This is a genomic window from Mangrovibacterium marinum (assembly GCF_003046625.1).
In the GTDB taxonomy this organism is placed as follows: domain Bacteria; phylum Bacteroidota; class Bacteroidia; order Bacteroidales; family Prolixibacteraceae; genus Mangrovibacterium; species Mangrovibacterium marinum.
The window spans coordinates 222,263-242,147 of record NZ_QAAD01000005.1; the positions used below are offsets into that span (position 1 = coordinate 222,263).

General features: G+C 46.0%; 20 protein-coding genes. 13 read left to right on the forward strand and 7 right to left on the reverse strand.

What is annotated here, in order from left to right; all coding sequences use genetic code 11:
• Positions 1-84 precede the first annotated feature (84 nt).
• Positions 85-852, reverse strand: coding sequence for an XRE family transcriptional regulator (locus C8N47_RS06690; RefSeq protein WP_107821765.1), 768 nt, complete (start codon positions 850-852; stop codon positions 85-87).
• A 116-nt stretch (positions 853-968) separates the two neighbouring features.
• Here C8N47_RS06690 and C8N47_RS06695 point away from each other — a divergent pair, with 116 nt between their 5' ends.
• Positions 969-2,276 carry a putative DNA modification/repair radical SAM protein gene (locus C8N47_RS06695; protein ID WP_107821766.1) on the forward strand — a complete coding sequence of 436 codons (1,308 nt, stop codon included), beginning with the start codon at positions 969-971 and terminating at the stop codon, positions 2,274-2,276.
• Between the two features lie 3 nt (positions 2,277-2,279).
• Positions 2,280-3,044, forward strand: coding sequence for a TIGR03915 family putative DNA repair protein (locus tag C8N47_RS06700; protein WP_107821767.1), 765 nt, complete (start codon positions 2,280-2,282; stop codon positions 3,042-3,044).
• 124 nt (positions 3,045-3,168) lie between these two features.
• Here the strand turns inward: C8N47_RS06700 and C8N47_RS06705 are convergent, their stop codons facing one another.
• From C8N47_RS06705 to rpmB, 3 genes are read right to left on the reverse strand one after another with little or no spacing between them, the layout of a single operon-like run.
• Positions 3,169-3,321, reverse strand: a complete 153-nt coding sequence (locus C8N47_RS06705) for a DUF4295 domain-containing protein (protein WP_107821768.1) — start codon at positions 3,319-3,321, stop codon at positions 3,169-3,171.
• 7 nt (positions 3,322-3,328) lie between these two features.
• Positions 3,329-3,511 carry a 50S ribosomal protein L33 gene (rpmG, locus tag C8N47_RS06710; protein ID WP_107821769.1) on the reverse strand — a complete coding sequence of 61 codons (183 nt, stop codon included), beginning with the start codon at positions 3,509-3,511 and terminating at the stop codon, positions 3,329-3,331.
• 11 nt (positions 3,512-3,522) lie between these two features.
• Entirely contained in the window at positions 3,523-3,765 is a 243-nt protein-coding gene (gene rpmB / locus C8N47_RS06715; RefSeq protein ID WP_107821770.1) for a 50S ribosomal protein L28, read from the reverse strand.
• A gap of 471 nt (positions 3,766-4,236) precedes the next feature.
• Between rpmB and C8N47_RS06725 the strand changes: the two genes are divergently transcribed.
• Positions 4,237-6,435: an amino acid permease gene (locus C8N47_RS06725; protein WP_107821772.1), complete on the forward strand. Its 2,199-nt coding sequence runs from the start codon at positions 4,237-4,239 to the stop codon at positions 6,433-6,435.
• Positions 6,436-6,493: 58 nt separating this feature from the next.
• Here C8N47_RS06725 and C8N47_RS06730 read toward each other — a convergent pair whose 3' ends face one another.
• Both C8N47_RS06730 and C8N47_RS06735 read right to left on the reverse strand, forming a co-directional pair.
• On the reverse strand, positions 6,494-7,603 hold the full coding sequence (locus C8N47_RS06730) for a PepSY-associated TM helix domain-containing protein (RefSeq protein WP_107821773.1): 1,110 nt from the start codon (positions 7,601-7,603) through the stop codon (positions 6,494-6,496).
• A 34-nt stretch (positions 7,604-7,637) separates the two neighbouring features.
• Complete coding sequence (locus C8N47_RS06735; RefSeq protein ID WP_107821774.1) at positions 7,638-10,037, reverse strand: TonB-dependent receptor; 2,400 nt, start codon at positions 10,035-10,037, stop codon at positions 7,638-7,640.
• 343 nt (positions 10,038-10,380) lie between these two features.
• On the opposite strand from C8N47_RS06735, the gene C8N47_RS06740 reads away from it, so the two are divergent.
• The 3 genes from C8N47_RS06740 (at position 10,381) to C8N47_RS06750 (ending at position 12,421) form a co-directional block, all read left to right on the forward strand.
• Positions 10,381-11,025: a peroxiredoxin gene (locus C8N47_RS06740; RefSeq protein WP_107821775.1), complete on the forward strand. Its 645-nt coding sequence runs from the start codon at positions 10,381-10,383 to the stop codon at positions 11,023-11,025.
• A gap of 98 nt (positions 11,026-11,123) precedes the next feature.
• On the forward strand, positions 11,124-11,945 hold the full coding sequence (locus tag C8N47_RS06745) for a CPBP family intramembrane glutamic endopeptidase (protein WP_107821776.1): 822 nt from the start codon (positions 11,124-11,126) through the stop codon (positions 11,943-11,945).
• Complete coding sequence (locus tag C8N47_RS06750) at positions 11,945-12,421, forward strand: DUF456 domain-containing protein (protein WP_107821777.1); 477 nt, start codon at positions 11,945-11,947, stop codon at positions 12,419-12,421. The genes C8N47_RS06745 and C8N47_RS06750 overlap by 1 nt, the downstream gene beginning before the upstream one ends.
• A 6-nt stretch (positions 12,422-12,427) precedes the next feature.
• On the opposite strand, the gene C8N47_RS06755 is transcribed toward C8N47_RS06750, so the two are convergent.
• The gene (locus C8N47_RS06755; RefSeq protein ID WP_107821778.1) at positions 12,428-13,321 is read right to left on the reverse strand and encodes a cation diffusion facilitator family transporter; all 894 of its coding nucleotides are present in this window, start codon (positions 13,319-13,321) and stop codon (positions 12,428-12,430) included.
• A 213-nt stretch (positions 13,322-13,534) separates the two neighbouring features.
• Here C8N47_RS06755 and C8N47_RS06760 point away from each other — a divergent pair, with 213 nt between their 5' ends.
• From C8N47_RS06760 to C8N47_RS06795, 7 genes are all read left to right on the forward strand, one after another.
• Entirely contained in the window at positions 13,535-14,227 is a 693-nt protein-coding gene (locus tag C8N47_RS06760; RefSeq protein ID WP_107821779.1) for a tRNA/rRNA methyltransferase, read from the forward strand.
• Positions 14,228-14,280: 53 nt separating this feature from the next.
• Positions 14,281-14,838, forward strand: a complete 558-nt coding sequence (locus C8N47_RS06765) for an RNA polymerase sigma factor (protein WP_107821780.1) — start codon at positions 14,281-14,283, stop codon at positions 14,836-14,838.
• Positions 14,839-14,847: 9 nt separating this feature from the next.
• On the forward strand, positions 14,848-15,435 hold the full coding sequence (locus tag C8N47_RS06770) for a hypothetical protein (protein WP_107821781.1): 588 nt from the start codon (positions 14,848-14,850) through the stop codon (positions 15,433-15,435).
• Entirely contained in the window at positions 15,416-16,453 is a 1,038-nt protein-coding gene (locus tag C8N47_RS06775; protein ID WP_107821782.1) for a DUF4097 family beta strand repeat-containing protein, read from the forward strand. The genes C8N47_RS06770 and C8N47_RS06775 overlap by 20 nt, the downstream gene beginning before the upstream one ends.
• Positions 16,454-16,525: 72 nt before the next feature.
• Complete coding sequence (locus C8N47_RS18665; protein WP_146161451.1) at positions 16,526-17,638, forward strand: glycosyltransferase family protein; 1,113 nt, start codon at positions 16,526-16,528, stop codon at positions 17,636-17,638.
• A complete protein-coding gene (locus C8N47_RS06790; RefSeq protein WP_107821784.1) occupies positions 17,595-19,034 on the forward strand; it encodes a peroxiredoxin family protein in 1,440 nt (479 codons plus the stop codon). Before C8N47_RS18665 ends, C8N47_RS06790 begins: the two co-directional genes overlap by 44 nt.
• A gap of 272 nt (positions 19,035-19,306) precedes the next feature.
• On the forward strand, positions 19,307-19,579 hold the full coding sequence (locus tag C8N47_RS06795; protein WP_107821785.1) for a DUF493 family protein: 273 nt from the start codon (positions 19,307-19,309) through the stop codon (positions 19,577-19,579).
• Positions 19,580-19,885: the final 306 nt, after the last annotated feature.

The following is a 19,885-nucleotide window of genomic DNA, read 5'->3' on the forward strand; positions in this document are numbered from 1 at the left end:
TTTTGAAGGCGCCAATTTACAAAATTATGCCGAATAACAGGAAGGAAATTAACGCTTAAGCTAAGTTTTTGATTTTAAAATCAATCAGCCATTGCCGAGGCGGCGAATTTCGTTTTTCATTTCCGCTAAAATATCCGAAAGCCGGCTTATCTCGAGGTGATTAGCCCGAGGTAAATTGAAGCTCAACACCCCGTCGGCCTTCCAGATCTCGAGCACAGTATTCATTTCAACCTGGTAGGCTTCATAGTCGGGATTATCCGACTTCAGCAACAACCGACCCTCTTCCTGATGATAAATTCGCTTGTAGACCAGTCCTTCGTCGCGGGTTATCAGCACATAAGTTTGGCCATCTTTCATGTCGGCAATCGACTCAACAAACTCGCAAAATACATAAGAACCGTCCTGCACAGGCAGCATACTATCCCCTTTTAGTTGAAATACCCGGTAGGTTTTTCCGCGCGAAAGTTCCGGAACAGGCATGTTGAAGGCCGGTAGCTGCTCCATGTATTCGGGGTCGGCGTAGCCATTCAGATAGCCTGCTGAAGCCCTGGCCGGAACAAGCGAGATCATTTCCTCGTTTGCTGAATCCACAACGACCGAAAGAATCCTCAAGCTCGTATCCTGCGTGCCCTTCGCACTGTTTCTTACGCTTAAATCAGTACTGATCAACTGATCGAGACTCAATTCGAAAGTTGCTGCCATTTGCTGCAACATCGCAATTTTCGGACTGGCTCTTCCCTCTTCATAAGCGCCAATATGCGACCGTTTCAGGCCCAACTTGCTTGCCAGATCCTGCTGCGTAAGACCATGCTCGCGACGCAAAAATTTAAGGTTGACCGGGAGATAATTCATAGCGCTAATATTTTTAGTTCACCTCTTCTTTTTTTGCTAAACATATTAGCCATGCTAAAATATTTAGTATTTTCGAGGCGGATTTTTCAAATTCAATACGGTAAAAATAGCGCAAAATGAATAAATCGGTTCTTGACAAGCTAAAAATATTAGCAGATGCTGCTAAATATGACGTATCCTGTGCATCGAGCGGCAACAAACGAACGAATGCCGGAGGGATTGGCAGTGCTTCGGCAGCAGGAATCTGCCACAGCTTTACCGACGACGGTCGGTGTGTTAGCCTACTCAAAATTCTGATGACCAACCACTGCATTTACGACTGCGCCTACTGCATCAACCGACGAACAAACGATCGCCCCCGAGCCACCATGACCGTACAGGAAGTTATTGATCTGACAATCGGATTTTACCGGCGAAATTATATTGAGGGGCTTTTTCTAAGCTCCGGAATCATCAAGAATGCAGACTACACGATGGAGCGGTTAATGCTTGTGGCGCAGAAGTTGCGAACGGAAGAGCACTACAGTGGCTACATTCACCTGAAAGCAATTCCGGGTTCCGATCCGGAGTTGATCAGGCAAGCCGGGCTCTTCGCCGACCGGCTGAGTGTGAATATTGAAATCCCAACTGAACGGCAGTTGCAACGACTGGCTCCTGAAAAAGATTTCAATTCGGTACTGCACCCCATGAATCAAATTCGGAATGAGATTCAACTTTATAAAGAGGAACGAAAGAAATACCGCCATACCGAGCGTTTCAGCCCCGCCGGGCAAAGCACTCAGCTAATTGTAGGTGCCACACCCGAGAGCGACCGGCAAATTCTTTCGCTGGCATCGGGCTTATACAATCAGCAGTCCTTAAAGCGGGTGTATTATTCGGGCTACTTGCCGGTTAATGAATACGACAAGCGACTCCCCGCCTTAAAGACACCTCCGCTGGTTCGTGAGAACCGCTTGTATCAAAGCGATTGGCTGATGCGTTTTTATCACTTTCGGGCCGACGAAATCCTCTCGCCGGAGCAACCGTTTCTGGATTTGGAAATCGATCCGAAATTGGCTTATGCTATTCGAAATCTGCACTTGTTCCCAATCGACATCAACCGGGCCGACTACGAAATGATATTGCGTGTGCCGGGCATTGGCGTGCAGTCGGCCCGAATGATTGTCGATGCACGACGTTTCCGCCGACTGAACAGCCTTCACCTGAAAAAAATTGGCGTTGTTATGAAGCGTGCGCAATATTTTATTACATGCAACGAACTGCCTGCACGCCATCGCGACTGGGACCCGACTATTCTGCGCACTCATCTTATCCACGAGAGCAAAACGAAACACCGCAAGGCCGACAACAGCCAGCTAAGCTTGTTTCATTGGCCGGAGCCGGTAGAAACGGCATCGCAACTATCATTTCATTATAAGCATTAAACAATGGCAATTATTTTATACGACGGGACGTTTGCTGGTTTTTTGACCGTAGTTTTTGAATGTTATGCACAAAAGCTTGAGCCAACAACAATTTGCAAAGAAGATGCTTTTCAGGGGAGTTTATTTTCGGAGCGGTTACTGATTGACACCGATATGATAAAGTCGAAACGGGTTTGGGATGGGCTCCAGAAAAAGCTTCATCCCCGAAACCGGGAGCTGCCCATGCTGGCTTTTCTTTCGGAGGACGAAGGCATTGAAATGCGCCTCTTCCGGTTCCTGAAGCGAGTTTTTGGGGCGCAGAAGCGCATCGATACGGACTATGCAGATGCCGATGTGCTGGCGCTTAAAAAAATTGAGCGGCTTGTGCAGAAGGAGGCTATGCGAGTATTGCAGTTTGTGCGGTTTCAGCAAACGCGCGATGATGTTTACTTTGCGCCAATCGAGCCGCAATTTGATGTGCTGCCTTATGCCATTAAGCACTTTCGGGAACGTTTTGCCGATCAAAAATGGCTGATTTACGACTTAAAGCGGGATTACGGCTTCTTCTACAATCTGGAAAATGTATCAGAAATTACACTGAGTGAAAAAAGCTTTTCGACTTATGATGGCAAACTTTCCGAAAGTCTGATCCAAGAGGAGGAAGCCAGCTATCAGGCGCTGTGGAAGAACTACTTTACACACATCAATATTGAGGAACGGAAAAATTCGAAGCTGCAACGCCAGCAGATGCCCCGGCGGTATTGGAAATTCCTTCCCGAGAAACACTAGTGTTCGATCCATCACGGCATCGCGAGCGTCATTGTCTTCCGATGGCTATCTACTCCATTAATCGATCGGGGAATAAAAAAAGCTCCCACTAAGTGAGAGCTTTCCTTTTAAAGCAAAGTATATATTACTTCTTAAAATAGTCTTTAACCATTTCGTTAGGAACGATACCTTCTTGAAATGTGTATGCGCCGGATTTAGATGACTTTGTCATCTTGATTACTTTTGCATAACCTTTACCAGCTCCTTTTTGCAATGATGCAACTGCTTTCTTAGCCATATCTTAATTATTTAATTTCGCGGTGAACAGTTACTTTTTTCAAGAATGGGTTGTATTTTTTCAACTCCAAACGTTCTGCTGTATTCTTACGGTTCTTAGTTGTAATATAGCGAGAAGCACCCGGAACTCCGGATTCTTTTTGCTCAGTACATTCCAAGATAACCTGAACTCTATTTCCTTTTTTTGCCATTTTCTAAGGTGTTAAATAGTTTTGATCAAACCTTTTTCCTGAGCATTTTTCAATGCTGCACTCAATCCATTTTTGTTAATGGTACGCAATCCGGCAGCCGATACAGTCAACGTAACCCAACGATCCTCTTCGGGAAGGTAGAATTTTTTATTGAACAAGTTCGGGTTAAACCGACGTTTGGTCTTTCTATTCGAGTGAGAAACATTGTTTCCCACCATTGCTTTTTTTCCGGTTATTTGACAAATTCTTGACATTGTCTTTATTTTTTACAGAATCACACACGTTTTTCAAACAGTTCGCAAAATAAGCGCTTTTTCCTGAAATAATCAAACTGTTACCTTATTTTTTTTCAGCTTTTTTGCAACTATTTCCGAAAGCTGGCTTATCAGTGCCTCAATTTGTTGGTAAAAATGCGAAAAATTAGGATGAATAGCATCCGGGGCAACAAATTTTTTGGAAATCCCGTCTTCCGGATTATTGAATTTCCGGGAGATTGTCAGCACTGAAAAATCAATGTTTAACCAATCCTGCAGCGAGCTATGTTCATCCTGGCGATTGAGGGACTTGAAGACAGCTTTTTTGTGCATTGAAAAGCGCCTCAGTTCGACTGCTTTTAAATATGTTTTAGGCTATTTTACGTCTACCACGAATACGCTATTTTAGTGAAAGACAGTCTTCCCTAGCCGTTTGCTTTTATGGAAGGTTAAAACAACACATTTTCGGGGATGCAAAAAGAAGAGCAAGAATATAAAGTTAAAAAATTCGGCACCTTTGGAGGGGTTTTCACCCCAACACTGCTCACCATACTTGGGGTCATCATGTATTTACGGCTCGGGTGGGTGGTTGGCAACGCCGGATTGCTGGGGGCCTGGATCATCATCATTCTTTCGTTCACCATCACCTTAACTACAGCTCTGTCGATGTCATCAATCACCACCAATATCCGGATCGGAGCAGGTGGTGCTTATGCAATCATTTCGCAATCACTCGGGCTCGAGGTTGGCGGCAGCCTGGGAATACCGCTGTACATTTCGCAGGGACTGGCAATTACCATGTATATTTTTGGTTTTCGCGAAGGTTGGCTCTCTATTTACCCTGACCACCCGGCATTTGCGGTCGATCTTATTGTTTTCGCTGTGATTTATGGCATATCGTACAAAAGCGCCGATCTGGCCATCCGTACGCAATATCTGATTATGGCTGTTATCGTTGCCTCGCTGGTGGTTGTTGTGATCGCTGCTTATGATGGCTCGATGCACTATTCCGCTGCAGAAACATTGCGTTGGGGAACATTCAGAGGATCGAGTGAAAATCAATTTTCGGGCTCCGATTTTTGGATTGTATTTGCTGTGTTTTTCCCGGCGGCAACCGGTATTATGGCCGGAGCCAATATGTCGGGAGAATTGAAAAATCCCCGCAAAAGCATTCCTATTGGCACCCTGTGGGCCATTGCAATCAGCTTTGTGATCTATATCGGTTTAGCCTATTGGATTGGCCGATCGGCCAGCGAACAGGAACTACTGAGCAACTACAACATCATCATCGAAAAATCGTTTTTTCCACCACTGGTAATTGCGGGTATCCTGGGAGCAACATTTTCATCGGCTTTGGCCTCCATGGTGGGGGCTTCCCGCATACTTTATGCTATGGGCAGTCATGCTGTTCTGCCCGGGAGTGACTGGTTGAAAAAGCAAAACAGCGCCGGCCAACCGCAAAATTCCATGTTTGTAACGGGCATCATCGTTTTTATAACAATGCTGCTCCGCAATTTGAATGCTGTGGCTCCCCTGGTTACCATGTTCTTTTTGATTACCTATGCGATGATTAACCTGGTGGTGATTGTAGAACAAAAACTTGGCCTGATCAGTTTCAGGCCTTTGTTCATTGTTTCGCACTGGATTCCATGGTCGGGCTTGCTAAGCTCGGTACTCGCCATGTTTATCATCAATCCATCTATAAGTCTGGTATCCATAGCGCTTGTTATTCTTTTTTACGGCATATTGTCGCAGCGAAAATTAATTACTCCCTTCGAAGATGTGCGAAGCGGCCTCTTCATATCCTTTGCCGAGTGGGCCGCCAAACACACTGCAATGCTTTCTTTTCGGCAGGAACGTGCCTGGAAACCCAACCTGCTCGTCCCGGTCAGCGACCCTACCGCGGTGAAAGGAATTTTCTCCTTTCTGGTTAACATTAGCTTTCCTAAAGGATCGATTAAATTACTGGGAATAAGCGAGGGCGAAAATGACGATTTATTCCGGTCTAAAATCAACGAGTTATCCAAAGCTTTTTATCGTAAAGGTGTTTTTTCCAGCTGGGCTGTTATTCAAACCTCGAAATTTGCCGAGGGGGTAAACTTGGCTAATCAAGCCTACCAGGGATCCTTTTTCAAGCCCAATATTGTCTTTCTGAATATTTTGGACAAAGACTTCTTTGAGCAGGATTACCGCCAGGTTATCCGCGAGTCGTCAAGATTACAACTGGGCATTTTAATTTATTACCCGAACAATAAAACAGGTGTGGGCCAACGACAGCTGATCAATGTTTGGATTCGTAACCGAGCGCCGCACTGGAAAATCACCTGGGATATTGGGAATCTGGACCTGTCGATCTTAATTGCTTACAAGCTAAAAATGAACTGGAATGCCCGAATACGGCTAATCATGGTTGTTGAAAATGAAGAACAGGAAAAGCAGGCTTTTCAGTTTATGTCCGAATTGATTGACCTGGCGCGCTTGCCCAAAACAGAGATAACGGTACACATCGGAAGCTTTATCGATTTTGCAAAAGATGCTCCCGAGGCCGACCTCAATATTTTTGGTCTTACACCCGAGCCGAGTTTCGACTTTATGGAAGATATGGTAGAAGATACCAGTACAACTTGTCTGTTTATCCGCGACTCGGGAGCAGAAAACATTCTGGCCTGATGTTTCTCTTCGCATTTCCCTGTTCTTCAATATTCTGTCAGTCCATCTTGTTAAAAAATCATTCAGCGGCTAAAACGAGTGGTCGTCTCCTGCCCTTTCGTTTAACCAAACGCTTAATGTATAAAACATAACCGGTTATTGGTAACGATGCCCCAAACAGACAACTCACAAAAACCAGTATTTTCGACCAGATTCCGAAGTATTTCCCCAGGTGAAGATCGTAAATCCAGCCCCATATTTTAGCCGTTTTTGCCGACTCGCTGTATCGAACAACTTTTGTCAGCTGGCCATCATCGTTGTTAAATTGGTACTGATCGCTGGCCCGGCTCGTAGGATGACTTTCCAGCCTAACGCTGGCTTTGCCCTCCTGTACGCGAATTGAGCGAAAATCAGGATTTGCTTGCTTCAGCTCGTTTAGGGCTGTTTGCCAATGCATACTGCTTATTTCCGGCTCAGCGAGCTTGCTTCCTGCACGGGCTGCCCGGTGCCCACTCCTATTATTTACCTCGACACCAAGGGCTTTGAAAACCGTATTTCGATACCAGTTAAACGACCACATCATGCCCGTTAGCGAGGCGAGAAGCAAAAAAATGAACGAGTAAAGCCCCAGGACATTGTGCAAATCCCAGAAGAGCTTGAAACGACCCTTTCGAAATTGAATTGAAAAATTCCGCCGCTGCAGTTTCAGCGGCAGGCGCAACAGCAAGCCGCTAAGCAGGATAAAAGCAAACACCATTGTGGAAATTCCAATGATCATTTTGCCCCAACTGTCCGATCCGCCCATCAGCCAGCGGTGCAGGGACATGATGGTGAAGAACGCGCTTTCGCGTGGCTTATAGTAGCCCGTGATCTCTCCCGAATAGGGATTCACAAAAGCCGATGTTCGAAATCCGCTTTCCAGGTTCATCACATAGTTTTTACGACTATCTGCAAAAACCTGCACTCCGGTTACCCGATTTTCTTCCAGCTGTTGCTCAACAATCGGAATTAGTTGATCCAGCGGCAGAGTTGCAGCCTGCTGTTCCTTGTTAAAATATCTTGTGGGGTAACGAAGCTCCAGTATTTCGTCCTGAAAAACCAGGGCTGCCCCGGTCAGGCAGATTAAGCTAATAATCAGCCCAACCGGGATCGACAGCCATAGATGTATTGTTTTAAGCAATTTTGCCATCTGTTTAATCCTTTATCAAAAGTTGAACAACCGCCTAGAAACGATAGCTAATGACCGCCGAGAAATTGCGCGGATCAATTTGGTTGATATATCCACCGCGGTAGTACGAAGTGTAACCGAGGGCATCGAAGATATTATTGAAATACACACGCGTTGTGATATTGCCGATAGCGTAGGCCAGCTGTGCATTGACGGTTGTGTACGAGGGCATGTCGAAAGGTTTGCTGCCGGTCATCGAGCCGTGCCCGTCAGGCTTTAAACTCCAGTCGTTTACCGGTCGTTTTCCGACATAATAGATGCCTGCACCTACCGAAAGCCCCTTTGCAAGACCCTTCTGAACCAGATAGTTGGCCCACGCATTGGCCGTGTGTTTGGGTGCATTCATTGGTGCTGAACCGTCTTGGTAACTAGGGCTGTTCTTATATTGTGCATCCAGGTAGGCATAGCCCAGCATCACTTGTAAATTTTCCCGAATCCGGCCGCTCAGTTCTGTTTCAACACCCCGACGAGTCAGATCGCCTGCTTTGTCGTAATATCCGGTACGCTGGCTGGTTCCTTCAACATAAGTGGCGTACGAGAGATTCTCGGTAATAATATCGAAATAGGTTAAGTTGAAGCGCAAGCGGTTATTCAGCCAGTCGGACTTAATACCGGTTTCCCACTGGCGGGTGGTTGACGGGCCAATGTTTTCGCCATTCTCCATTTTATTGGCCGCCGACCGTAAGCTGGTTGTTGTCGTGTACGACGCAAATAAGTTCACATTTTTAATCGGGCTGATCATTGTTCCGATCATCGGGTTCCAGGCATCTCCGGTTGTAGGCCCCGCATCGGTTGCCGAGCTGCTTTGAATAGCGCTGTAGCGAAGGCCCATAATCAGCTTCAGGTAGTTGTTCAGTGTCATTACCTCCTGGGCCATCAAACCGTATCCCGACGAGTTGGAGGCTACCGCATCGTTCGCCGTCATGCTAACATCAACAAAGTCGTTGTTGATCGTTGGAGCCAACACATCAATTGTATCAACCACAAACGACTGGTAGCTGGTGGTCGACAAATCGGTCTTTTTATAGTCGAACCCAAGTTGAAACGTATGTTTGATGGAGCCGGTAAACAAGTCGCGGCCAATAAAATCCACTTGGAAGGTTGAATTTTGGTCGTCACGTAAGGAGCGCCCCAAGGTTCGGCGTCTCAAATTAGCTTCCCCATTGACGCGTGTGTTCACATTCGTGCTGATATTGTCGACTTTATAGGACGAATTGAACAAGGCCGCACGCAAGCTAATTTGGTTGGTCAGCTGACGGGTAATTCGCACAGCGGATGTCCGTGTTTGGTTACTTACATGGTCGTTGCGCAAGCCCAGAAATTTATCGTGTGGCATATCGTACAGTGCCTCAATCGTATCGCCATCCAGGTTGACACTGCTGGTGACGGGAGTTCTGTTATCATCCATGTAATCCATTTCGAGCGTGATTGCCGTGCGATCATCAGGGCGCCACTCGAACGAGGGATTGATGTACACACGATCAGAGTTCACAACGGGGCGATAATTATCCTTCCGGGCAAAAGTTCCGTTTAAACGTAAAGCACTGGTTTGTTCCTTATCCAAAATAGTTTGCACATCAAACGACGGGCGAAACTCACCCCAGCTGCCGGCACGCACCGAAACTTCTCCGCTATTCTCAAATTTCGGCGTTTTAGTCACTATATTGATCACACCTCCGGCACTTCCCAGGTCGTTCCCCACACCTTGTGTGATGGCTGCCGATCCTTTAATCACCTGAATGCTTTCAACACCCTGCATTTCCGATAAAGCCGAGCCTGTGCGGAAGTCCGAGTCGATACGCACACCATTTTTCAGAACCGGCACTCCCCGGTATCCGCGCATGGACATACTTTCGCGCACGCCACCATACGAACCAAACATCGTTACCCCAGGCACATTTCGCACCGCATCGGTAATTGTCAGCACGCCTTGCTCCTCGATAAGCTTGTTGGAAATTACCGAAATACTCTGGATTTGCTCGCTGGGGCGCAAGGGCATCCGGGTAATGGCATCCAGTTTTGCGGGCTGCCGGTAGCGCTCGCCAAAGACTTCCACATCCAGCAGTTCTTCCTCGTCGGGATTTAGCTGTACGGTTAAAACAGCATCTTTCGAGTCTTTCAGGTTAATTGTTCGGATCATGGTTTGATAGCCGATAAAACTAACTTTTAGCTCGTGAATGCCGACGGGTAAGTTTTTCAGGATAAATTTCCCCATATCATTGGTTGTTGTTCCCTTGTTAGTTCCCGGAACAATAACCGTAGCCCCAACCAGCGACTCGCCGTTTTCGTCCAGAACCCGACCTTTTACAATAGTCAGTTCGACCTGCCCGGCAATCGACCACAGGCCCGTAAATGAGATTAGAAGGGTAAAAAGTATTTTTTTGAAGTTCATCATAAAGATTTTTGAATTGATTGAATTGTCCGACAAAAATCATCAGAACTTCAAGGCTCATCAATCGCCAATACTTGGTATTTACACCTAACGCAGGAAATTCCCAACCCGAAAAACAAAGGCGCATATCACCAAATATTGGTATTCTTGCTTTATTTTCCGAAGATCATACCAGGAGGAAACGCCCCGTGCTTATTAAAGTTTTGTGGACAAATGATCAGTAATATATGTTTTAGAAATAGTCTGCATACCATTAAAAATTACCATTTTTTTTGAACCTTTGAATGGTACATTCAGTATTTAACTGTTAGACACAAACACACTAACTTTTTAAAAATGACAGACTATGGAAGAACAAATTAATCAAATGCCACGCATAGGCGATATGGCACCCGATTTTAAGGCAAACACCACTTACGGCCCCATCCAGTTTTCGGAGTACAACAAAGGCAGCTGGGTGATTCTCTTTTCTCATCCGGCCGATTTTACGCCCGTTTGCACGACCGAGATGAGTGGTTTTGCTGTCAGAAGTGACGAATTTAAGGCATTAAATACCAAACTCATGGGCCTGAGTATCGACAGTATTCATGCTCATGTTGCCTGGGTTAATAATGTTAAAAAGAATTCAGGAATACTTTTCAATTTTCCGATTATTGCCGATATCGACATGAAGGTGTCCAAGCTCTACGGAATGCTGCAACCCAATGAAAGTGAAACGGCCGCTGTTCGGGCTGTATTTATTATCGATCCAACCGGGAAAGTACGCCTGGTAATGTATTACCCCTTGAACGTAGGGCGCAATATGGACGAAATTGTTCGCGCACTGAAAGCGCTGCAAACGTCGGACAAACACAATGTAGCTCTCCCGTTGAACTGGGTGCCGGGCGAAAAAGTTATTGTGCCGCCACCCAAAACGGTCGATGCGATGATTGAGCGTGAAAAGTCGGACTACGAAATGATGGATTTTTACCTGGCCAAAAAAGATTTGTAACAACTATTTCTTAACGATTCTAAAGGGGATAACTTTCTGTTGTCTCCTTTTCTTATATTGATCAAAACAAACTATCTTCGGTTTTGTAATATTGATCTATGAGAACAAATCAGCAACGCTACTATCCGACGTTTTTGGGGGCCGCCCACTTGGTCATATTATATATTTTTATACAAACAGTGGTCGATTTTCCGCTGGCCATCTGGGATTATTACCACGGAACCGATTTTCTGTATAATCCGGCCAAGAAGCTTGCATTAGGACTTGGTTCAATTATTTTCATCCTTTATTTCGGCTACCGAAAAGCAAAAACTTCGGTTCGCAATTTATTTCCGATGAAGTGGTTTAACCCGCTTATCATCGTCCCAATCATTCTTTTTCTGCTGAGCGCTCATGTTTTTCTGAATGAAATCAACCTGTGGGTTGAAAAAGTCCTCCCTGCCCCGCCATGGTTCTGGGAACTGTTTGACAAGATTTTCAATAACGATTTTGGGATATGGGGAGCCGTATTGAAGGTGGTTGTCATTGCACCAATCATCGAAGAACTTATCTTTCGGGGCATCATCATGCATGGCCTCATGCGCAACTACCCGCAGCTGATTGCGATCTTTTTTTCGGGTCTTCTTTTTGCTTTATTTCACCTTAACCCCTGGCAGTTTCCGGCAACTTTTCTGCTGGGATGTTTGCTGGGCTGGATCATGATTATTACGCGAAATATCTTCGCCTGCATTCTGGGGCATGCCATCAACAACCTGCTGGTTTTGCTTAGCATTGAATATTACCGCGAACTGTCGGAGTTTTCGTTTTTTCTGCTCGAGCGCGATCAACAACTGCATATCAGTTACCTGCTGGCTGGTTTTAGTCTGGTGCTGATCGGAATTTTTGCCGTATTCGCGCACAACGAAAAGCTAAGAAATTAATGGACTATCTACTTATTATTACGGGTGCGATACTGATATTGGCGGGAATTGCCGGATCGGTTCTCCCGGTGCTTCCCGGGCCGCCATTAAGCTACCTGGGCTTGCTGTTGCTTCACCTCACATCGAGCTACCAGTTTAGCCTGAAATTCCTGTTAACCTGGGGCATTATATCGATTTTAATTGTGGTGTTGGATCAAATTATTCCGGTGTGGGGTACGAAGAAATTCGGAGGCAGCAAGCCGGGTGTCTGGGGTAGCGTGATCGGTTTGTTGGCCGGGCTGATTTTTCTGGGGCCTTTGGGCATTATTGTAGGTCCATTTGTCGGTGCCTTCATTGGCGAACTTGCCGGAGGTAAGCGCAGCCGGCAAGCATTGCGGGCTGGTGTTGGCGCGTTAATGGGATTTTTGGCCGGAACAATTCTGAAACTCATCGCCTCGGGGATAATGTGCTGGTATTTCGTGGAAAAAATTTTTTGATTCAGGCTAACATGTTTTGCCGCTACCTTCGTGCTTATATTCAAACTGAAGGGTAACATGATTGATGAAAAAAACGTCGCGTAAAATCTCATTCATTTGTCGGTCAATGTCGCGGGTTTGCGATAGTTGAAGGTCTGCATCCAGCTCAATATGTGCTTCAAAGTGAATGGAATGGTCCGTCAGCCTCCAGATATGAATATGATAAACCTGTTTCACCCCACGCACTGCTTCCAGGCTATTTTTCACTTCGTCCGGATCGATGGATGACGGAGCAAACTGCATCAATATTTCGGTTGACTCTTTCAGCAAATTAAAAGTATGAACCAATAAATAGATGCTGATCAGCAAGGTCACCAGCGGGTCGATCCAAGTCCAGCCCCAAGCCCAAATAAACACAGCCCCCACGATTACGGCCAGCGAAGTCAAAGCATCGCCCAGCAGGTGCAGGTAAGCCGCTTTTACATTCAAGTTATGGTGGTGATCGTCGTGCAGCAGGAAAACCGAAAAGCCATTGGCCAGGAACCCCAAAATACCAAGCCCCAGCATCCACTTAAAATCGACCACCTGCGGGTTGGCAAATCGATCTATGGCTTCAATCATCAGGTAGAAGGAAATAGCAATTAAAACCAGTGCATTGATAAAAGCAGCCAGTATTTCAGCTCGTTTATATCCGAATGAGTGTTTGGCTGTCTTTTCCCGTTGTCCGAGCCGGTCGGCAATATAGGCCAGCAATACAGCCACACCATCACTCAAATTATGGATGGCATCCGAAATTAAGGCCAAACTACCGCTGATAATCCCACCAATAACCTGGGCTATCGTAATAACAATATTCAACAAGAAGGTCAGGCCTAACCGATTATGCCTGTGCTGATGATGATGTGCGTGATCGTGTTCCATGATCGGGAAACTAATTTATCAATTTTGAACCGGAAAGTAGCTAAAACCTTTCAGCCTTCCGGCTTACCGAAAACAATTCAATTCAAATTTCAGAATTTATTTAAACCCGATATAAATAACAGACAAGCAGAATGCATGTTTAGCGCGGTCATTCCCAAATAAAGTTTCGAGACTTCGGCTGAGCGATTATATTTGCACAATAAGATTAATTCGATGAAGATTAGCTTTATTTTAGTTGAACCGGCTGTTCCCGAAAATGTAGGTGCTGCCGCCCGGGCCATGAAAACCATGGGATTTTCGGATATGCGACTTGTAAATCCATGCGATCATCTGAGCGATCCGGCGCGATGGCTGGCCCACGCCTCAAACGACATTCTGGAGGGTGCCAGCTTGTTCGGAACCTTTGAAGAGGCTGTGAACGATCTCGATTTCATCGTTGCCTCGTCCGCCAAGCAACGTCTGGTGAAAGAAGATTATTACTCAACCCGCGATTTGGTGCCGCTACTCAAAGCCAAAGGACAGGCCATTGAGCACATCGGGATCGTATTTGGGCGCGAAGACAGCGGTTTGCGTAACGAGGAGTTGCGCCGTTGCGACATGGTAACTACTGTCCCCCTTCAAACCAGCTACCCCAGCTTAAACCTGGCTCAGGCCGTCATGCTATATGCTTACGAGCTAAGCCTGTTGCACCAATCCGAGCCACAAACAACGCCTCGTGAAGTCAATGCAAATGGCTTTCGCGCCTTGAAAAGCAAAACGAGTAAAATATTACTGGCACTTAATTTCAAGGAAGAATCGGCTATTTATCCGCGCATATTGGAACGCTTAAACTTACTGGGTGAAGGAGATATTCACCTGCTGCATTCGATCTGCAATAAATATTTTGAAAAAAAGGCCGAAGACTGATGCAACATTTCTGAGTCAGCTGTCGTCTTTCAAACAGATTAAGCTGTTAAGCCTTGGAAACACAGTACAAAAACATTCATCAAAGCATTATCGACCAATGCAAAGCGGGAAACCGCGAGGCACAGTTCGAGTTGTACAAATTGTACTATAAATCGATGTACAATACCAGCCTGCGGATTGTGGGTAATTGCGGCGATGCTGAAGATGTGATGCAGGAATCGTTCTTAAGTGTTTTCAATAAATTGGACAGCTACGAAGGAAAAGTTAGTTTTGGCGCCTGGTTCAAAAAAATTGTCGTTAACCGTTCATTGGATTATCTGAAAAAGCGAAAGGTCGTTTTCGAAGAAATTGACGAGCGAGTCATGGATGAAGAAGCCAATCCGCAAATGGAAATCCGGCAGATTGACCTGAACAAGCTGAAACAGGCAATAATGAAGCTACCCGAGGGCTATCGTGTTGTTTTGAGCCTTTACCTGCTCGAGGGCTACGACCACGATGAAATAGCGGAGATTCTGCATGTCTCAAACGTCTCGTCGCGCACGCAGCTATCGAGAGCCAAACGGAAGCTTCGCGATCTGCTGGTCAAAGACGAGCTGTTTTCCTTCAACTAAAACAGATGAATGACAAACATGAAGGCGATGAAAGATTTTGACGATTTACTGGAAAAAACCATTCGCGAGAATAAGGCATTCTTTGATGAGGACGCCCCCGAAGGACATTTTGAACGATTTGCACAACGTTTGAACGCCCCAAGGATAGACCCGATTCGTAGACGGCGAAAAATTTTCCTGCAAGTAGCAGCTACGGTGGCTTTTGTACTGCTGCTGGGCAATCAGCTTCGGATGTACCTGCAACAGCCACAACCAGAAGCGGCCATTACACTGGGCAGTGTGGCGCCCGAATATGCAGAAGCTGAATTTTACTATACCTCAGCCATTGACCAGGGCATGCGGCATTGGGAAAAACTGAGCGAAGACGGCATCATCTCGACTGATGAACAGCGCATGATGCAGGAAGAAATAGCCGATTTTGAGGAAACCTACGCACGCCTGCAGGATGAGCTGGCGGCAAACCCCGAAGACGAGCGGGTGATTAATGCCATGCTGGAGCTATATCAAACCAGGTTGGCCATTATCAACCTGATTATTGAAAAACTGGAAGAAGTAAAAAAACAAAAAACTTATAACCATGATGAAAGTGAAATTTAAAATTCTACTGGCGCTGCTGGCCTTGCTGCCCTTTGGCCTACAAGCAGCGGAATACAGTAAAACAGTACACCAGGGCTACGCCAAGGCAATAATCACAGCTTTGAATGTGAGCAACAAATTTGGCACAATCGAGATTAACGACTTCGGCGGCGATTCGGTCACTGTTGACGTAATCATCACCGTTGAGACCAGCAACGAAGGGCGGGCTGAGCAACTCATGGATTTAATCGACATTAATATTTACCGTAGCGGCGGAACGTTGAACGCGAAAACGGAGATTAATCAAGATTTTAAATCGAAGCAAAATTTCTCGATCGACTACAAAATCAACATTCCTAAAGACCGGGCATTGACGGTCACCAACAAGTTTGGGAACGTGGCCGTCCAGGCACTTGAAGCTCCGGGAGCTTTCGAAATCGCCTACGGAAACTTAACAGCCGGCACGCTGAATGCGCCGGCCGAAGGGGTGCAGCTGGAGTTAAAATACGGAAAAGCTGACATCGAAGCGGTGAATGCAATGGTCGGAGAAATTAAGTACTCGAAAATATTCTTCGGGCAAGCCGGCAATATGCACATTGAGTCGGCCTACTCAGGCATTAATATCGATGAACTGGAGTCGCTGAAGCTGGAGTCGAAATACGACGGCGTGAAATTGGGACGCGTTGGGCAGATTATAGCCGATTCCAAATACACCAACTACAAACTCGATGAGCTGAATGGCTCACTGGCCATCGAAACGGCCTACGGGTCGGTAAGTATCGACAAGGTATCCCCTGGATTCACATCAATCGATATCAGTAATACCTACGGAGGAGTATCGCTCGGCATGGAAGACCTTTCGTATACAATTGATGCCGAATGTGATTATTGCGACATCAAGTATCCTGACGATCAGTTCGAGGGCAACCGCAACAAAGAAAACACCAGTTTGAAGGTGCAAGGGAACATTGGCGCCTCCGACGGATCGCAAAAGGTCGTCATCCGAAGCCGTTACGGAGGCATCAAATTAAATAATTAGCAATTTATTTTTACAACATAAAAACCGCAGGAATCCACTTGCGGTTTTTTTATACTTTAGTCATCGCCCGCTATGACTAAAAAGCTACACATAGTAAGTTTCAACACCCCCTACCCGGCCGATTACGGCGGTGTTATTGACATTTATTACAAACTAAAGGCACTGCATTGCCAAAACGTTCAAATTCATCTGCACTGCTTCGAATACGACCGACCGCAGGCTGGAGAGTTGACGCAATTTTGCGAGCAGGTTTTTTATTATCCCCGCCAGACAGGAATACCGACACATTTTAGCCCGGTGCCTTATATTGTGAAAGGACGGCAGCACCCCCAACTTCTGAAAAACCTACTGGCGATGCCCGCTCCTGTTTTGTTTGAAGGGCTGCATTGCTGTTCGCTGCTCGATCACCCCTTGCTGCGAGCCTTTCCCAAGTTAGTGCGGGCGCATAACATTGAACACAAATACTATTATAATTTGTATCATTCGTCGACCGACTGGCAACAGCGTTTGTACTATCTGCTCGAGAGTTTTAAGTTGAAAAGATTTGAAAAGCTGCTACGGTGGGCCGATCACATCCTGGCTATTTCGGCAAGCGAAGCCGACTATTTTGCGAAACATTACGGCAAAACCAGCTTCATCCCCGCTTTTCATTCCTTCAACACCATTAGCTGCCAGAGCGGCACAGGCGATTATTTGCTATTTCATGGCAATTTGAGTGTTTCCGAGAACCAGCAGGCCGTCAGCTATCTGATTGATCAGGTGTTTAGTCAACTTACCGAGCGCTTTGTCATTGCAGGCAAAAACCCACCGGCTTGGTTGCAAAAGAAAGTCCGCGATATTCCCCATATCACAATCATTGCCAATCCGGCGGCCGAAGAAATGAATCAACTGATTACCGACGCGCATATCTGTTTGCTTCCTACTTTTCAGGCATCGGGCATGAAACTGAAACTGTTACATTCACTTTTCGGGGGACGGCATTGTCTGGTAAATTCAACGATGGTAGAAGGCAGCGGTTTGGAAAATCTTTGCCATATTGCAGACTCGCCCGAGCAAATGATCATACAAATCCGCCAACTGATGGACAAGCCTTTCGACGAAGAAGAAATCATCCGGCGGAAAATGAAACTGGAAACATTTTATGCCAATGAGATTAATGCGCAAAAAATTATGGAGCTTTTGTAGCTTTCTACTTTTCACGTTCTCCGCCTTGCATTGCGGAGCACAGGCCGTTCAAATACAAATAAACTTCCCCGAGCATCGCGACAGCCAGCTTCTTGTTGCGGGCTATTATTTCGGCGGGCTGTATGTTAAAGATACGCTTCAGCTCGATGCACAAGGCATGGCCCTGCTGAGTAAGGACAGCTTGATGGATCAGGGGATCTACGAGCTTTACCTGAACGAACAGCAACACTTCGATTTTTTGCTGGGGGCCGATCAGCAGTTCGGCATCAAGCTTGTGCCCGAAAAAAATCAAATTCGAGTGGAGGGAGCGAACGAAACAAAACAATTTCAAGCATACATCAACTACCTGGCGGGTCAAAAGGCGCGTTATGCCGAGCTTTCGGCAAAACTGAAGGATGCACCAGATTCTCCGGCGCAAATTAAGCACGAACTTCAGCAGCTCGATCAGGAGGTGCGCCAATACCAGTATACCATCGGATTGAAGAACAAAGACAATCTGTTTGGGAAAATGGTATTGGCTACTCAGCGGCCAACAATCAACCCGGAGCAAATACCTGAAAAATACCGGGCCAACGATTCGCTAAAATGGGTGTACGAGTACAATTTCCGCAAGCAGCACTATTGGGATAATTTCGATTTGGGAGAGCGCGCTTTGTGGCGGACTCCTTTTGTAAAAAGCCAATTGCAGGATTATTTCAACAAGGTGCTGCTACAAAGCCCCGACAGCGTGTTGCCCGAAGCTATTCGGATAATTGAAAAATTCCGCGACAATGCAGAGATATTTCAAAACCTGACCTCCTTTTTAGTCAACAATACCATACAGTCGAAAATAATGGGTATGGAGAATGTGTTTGTCGCCCTGGCTAAACGCTACTACCTGAGCGGACAGGGCCACTGGGCCGATGACAAAACAATGGAAAACATCCGGCAGGAAGTTGCGCTGCGCCAAAACAACCTACTGGGACAGCCGGCTCCTGAGTTGCTGCTCGAAGATGCAGAAGGCAAATTTCACAGTCTGTACGACCAAACAGCCCGCTACACCATTCTTGCTTTTTGGGAACCCGGATGCAGCCATTGTAAAAAGGAAATTCCCAAACTCTACGATGAGCTTTTTCTGCAAGCCCGTCCATCAGAACTAACAGTATACGCTGTATACACCATGACAGACAAACAGGAGTGGTCCGATTTTTTGGAACAACATGAGCTGAACGGCTGGCACAACCTGTGGGATCCGAAACAAATCTCCAATATGAAACGGCTGTATGGTATCCGCACAACTCCTTCCTTCTTTTTACTCGACCAGGACAAAAAAATCATTGCCAAGCAGCTTGATGTTGCCGGTCTTCGCCATTTTCTGATGATGAAAGGTGTGATCCCGGAGAAGCGAAACATCTGATGGCCGATGACGAATAAACAAGTAGAGATAGCAACGGTTCGGTGAAATGCATCGATAAAAGAAATCAAATTCAGAGCAACTGCGTGCGGAAATGCATCCCCATAAACGACCGAATATTTCGATCCTGAACGGATAGCAAGTTTTGTGTACGCGATGTTAACGCCTCCGTGAAACTATTTTTAGATCAAGGATCGTCTTTGTATCTTCGCGAGCTCCGATTGACGATAAACAATGCACCAATAGGACTGTTTGAGAATTTAAGAAAATAAGCCATGAATACAGATAAATTTAAAAACCTGCGCTACCGTTTGATGGAGTCAGAAAGCTGGCCCTTGAAATATATGTTTAAGTTCATCACGCCCAACCAAGACGGCAAGGTGGAACAGGTGAAAGCCCTGCTGCCCGAGCACGGCGAGTTGTCGTTTAAACACACCGCCAGCCTGAAATATGTCGCTATAACCTGTGTGGCCATTATGAACAGCGCTGACGAAATTATCGACATTACCGAACAGGCAGACCGTATCGAGGGTGTGTTGATCCTATAATTCTGGTTTGTATCTGACATCACCCATGATAGATGGTTGGATTTTCAGATTTCAGACTATTAGCTATCTGTAATAACCTAACTTAGAAACTCTTGCCATAGCAGGCTCACGATGCACTGAAAACCAATTGAAGGTAAAAATTCAACGAACTTTCAATCGGGGAGCCTGCTACCTGAGTATTTCAGCGTGCGCATTGAGCGATAAAATGGTTTCAATATACTTCTCGTCCCTTAAAAAACCTTGCCCCCTGGTTTTATCGATGTTCACAAAACGCAGGGCGTACTGCAACCGTCCTTGTGCGGCCGT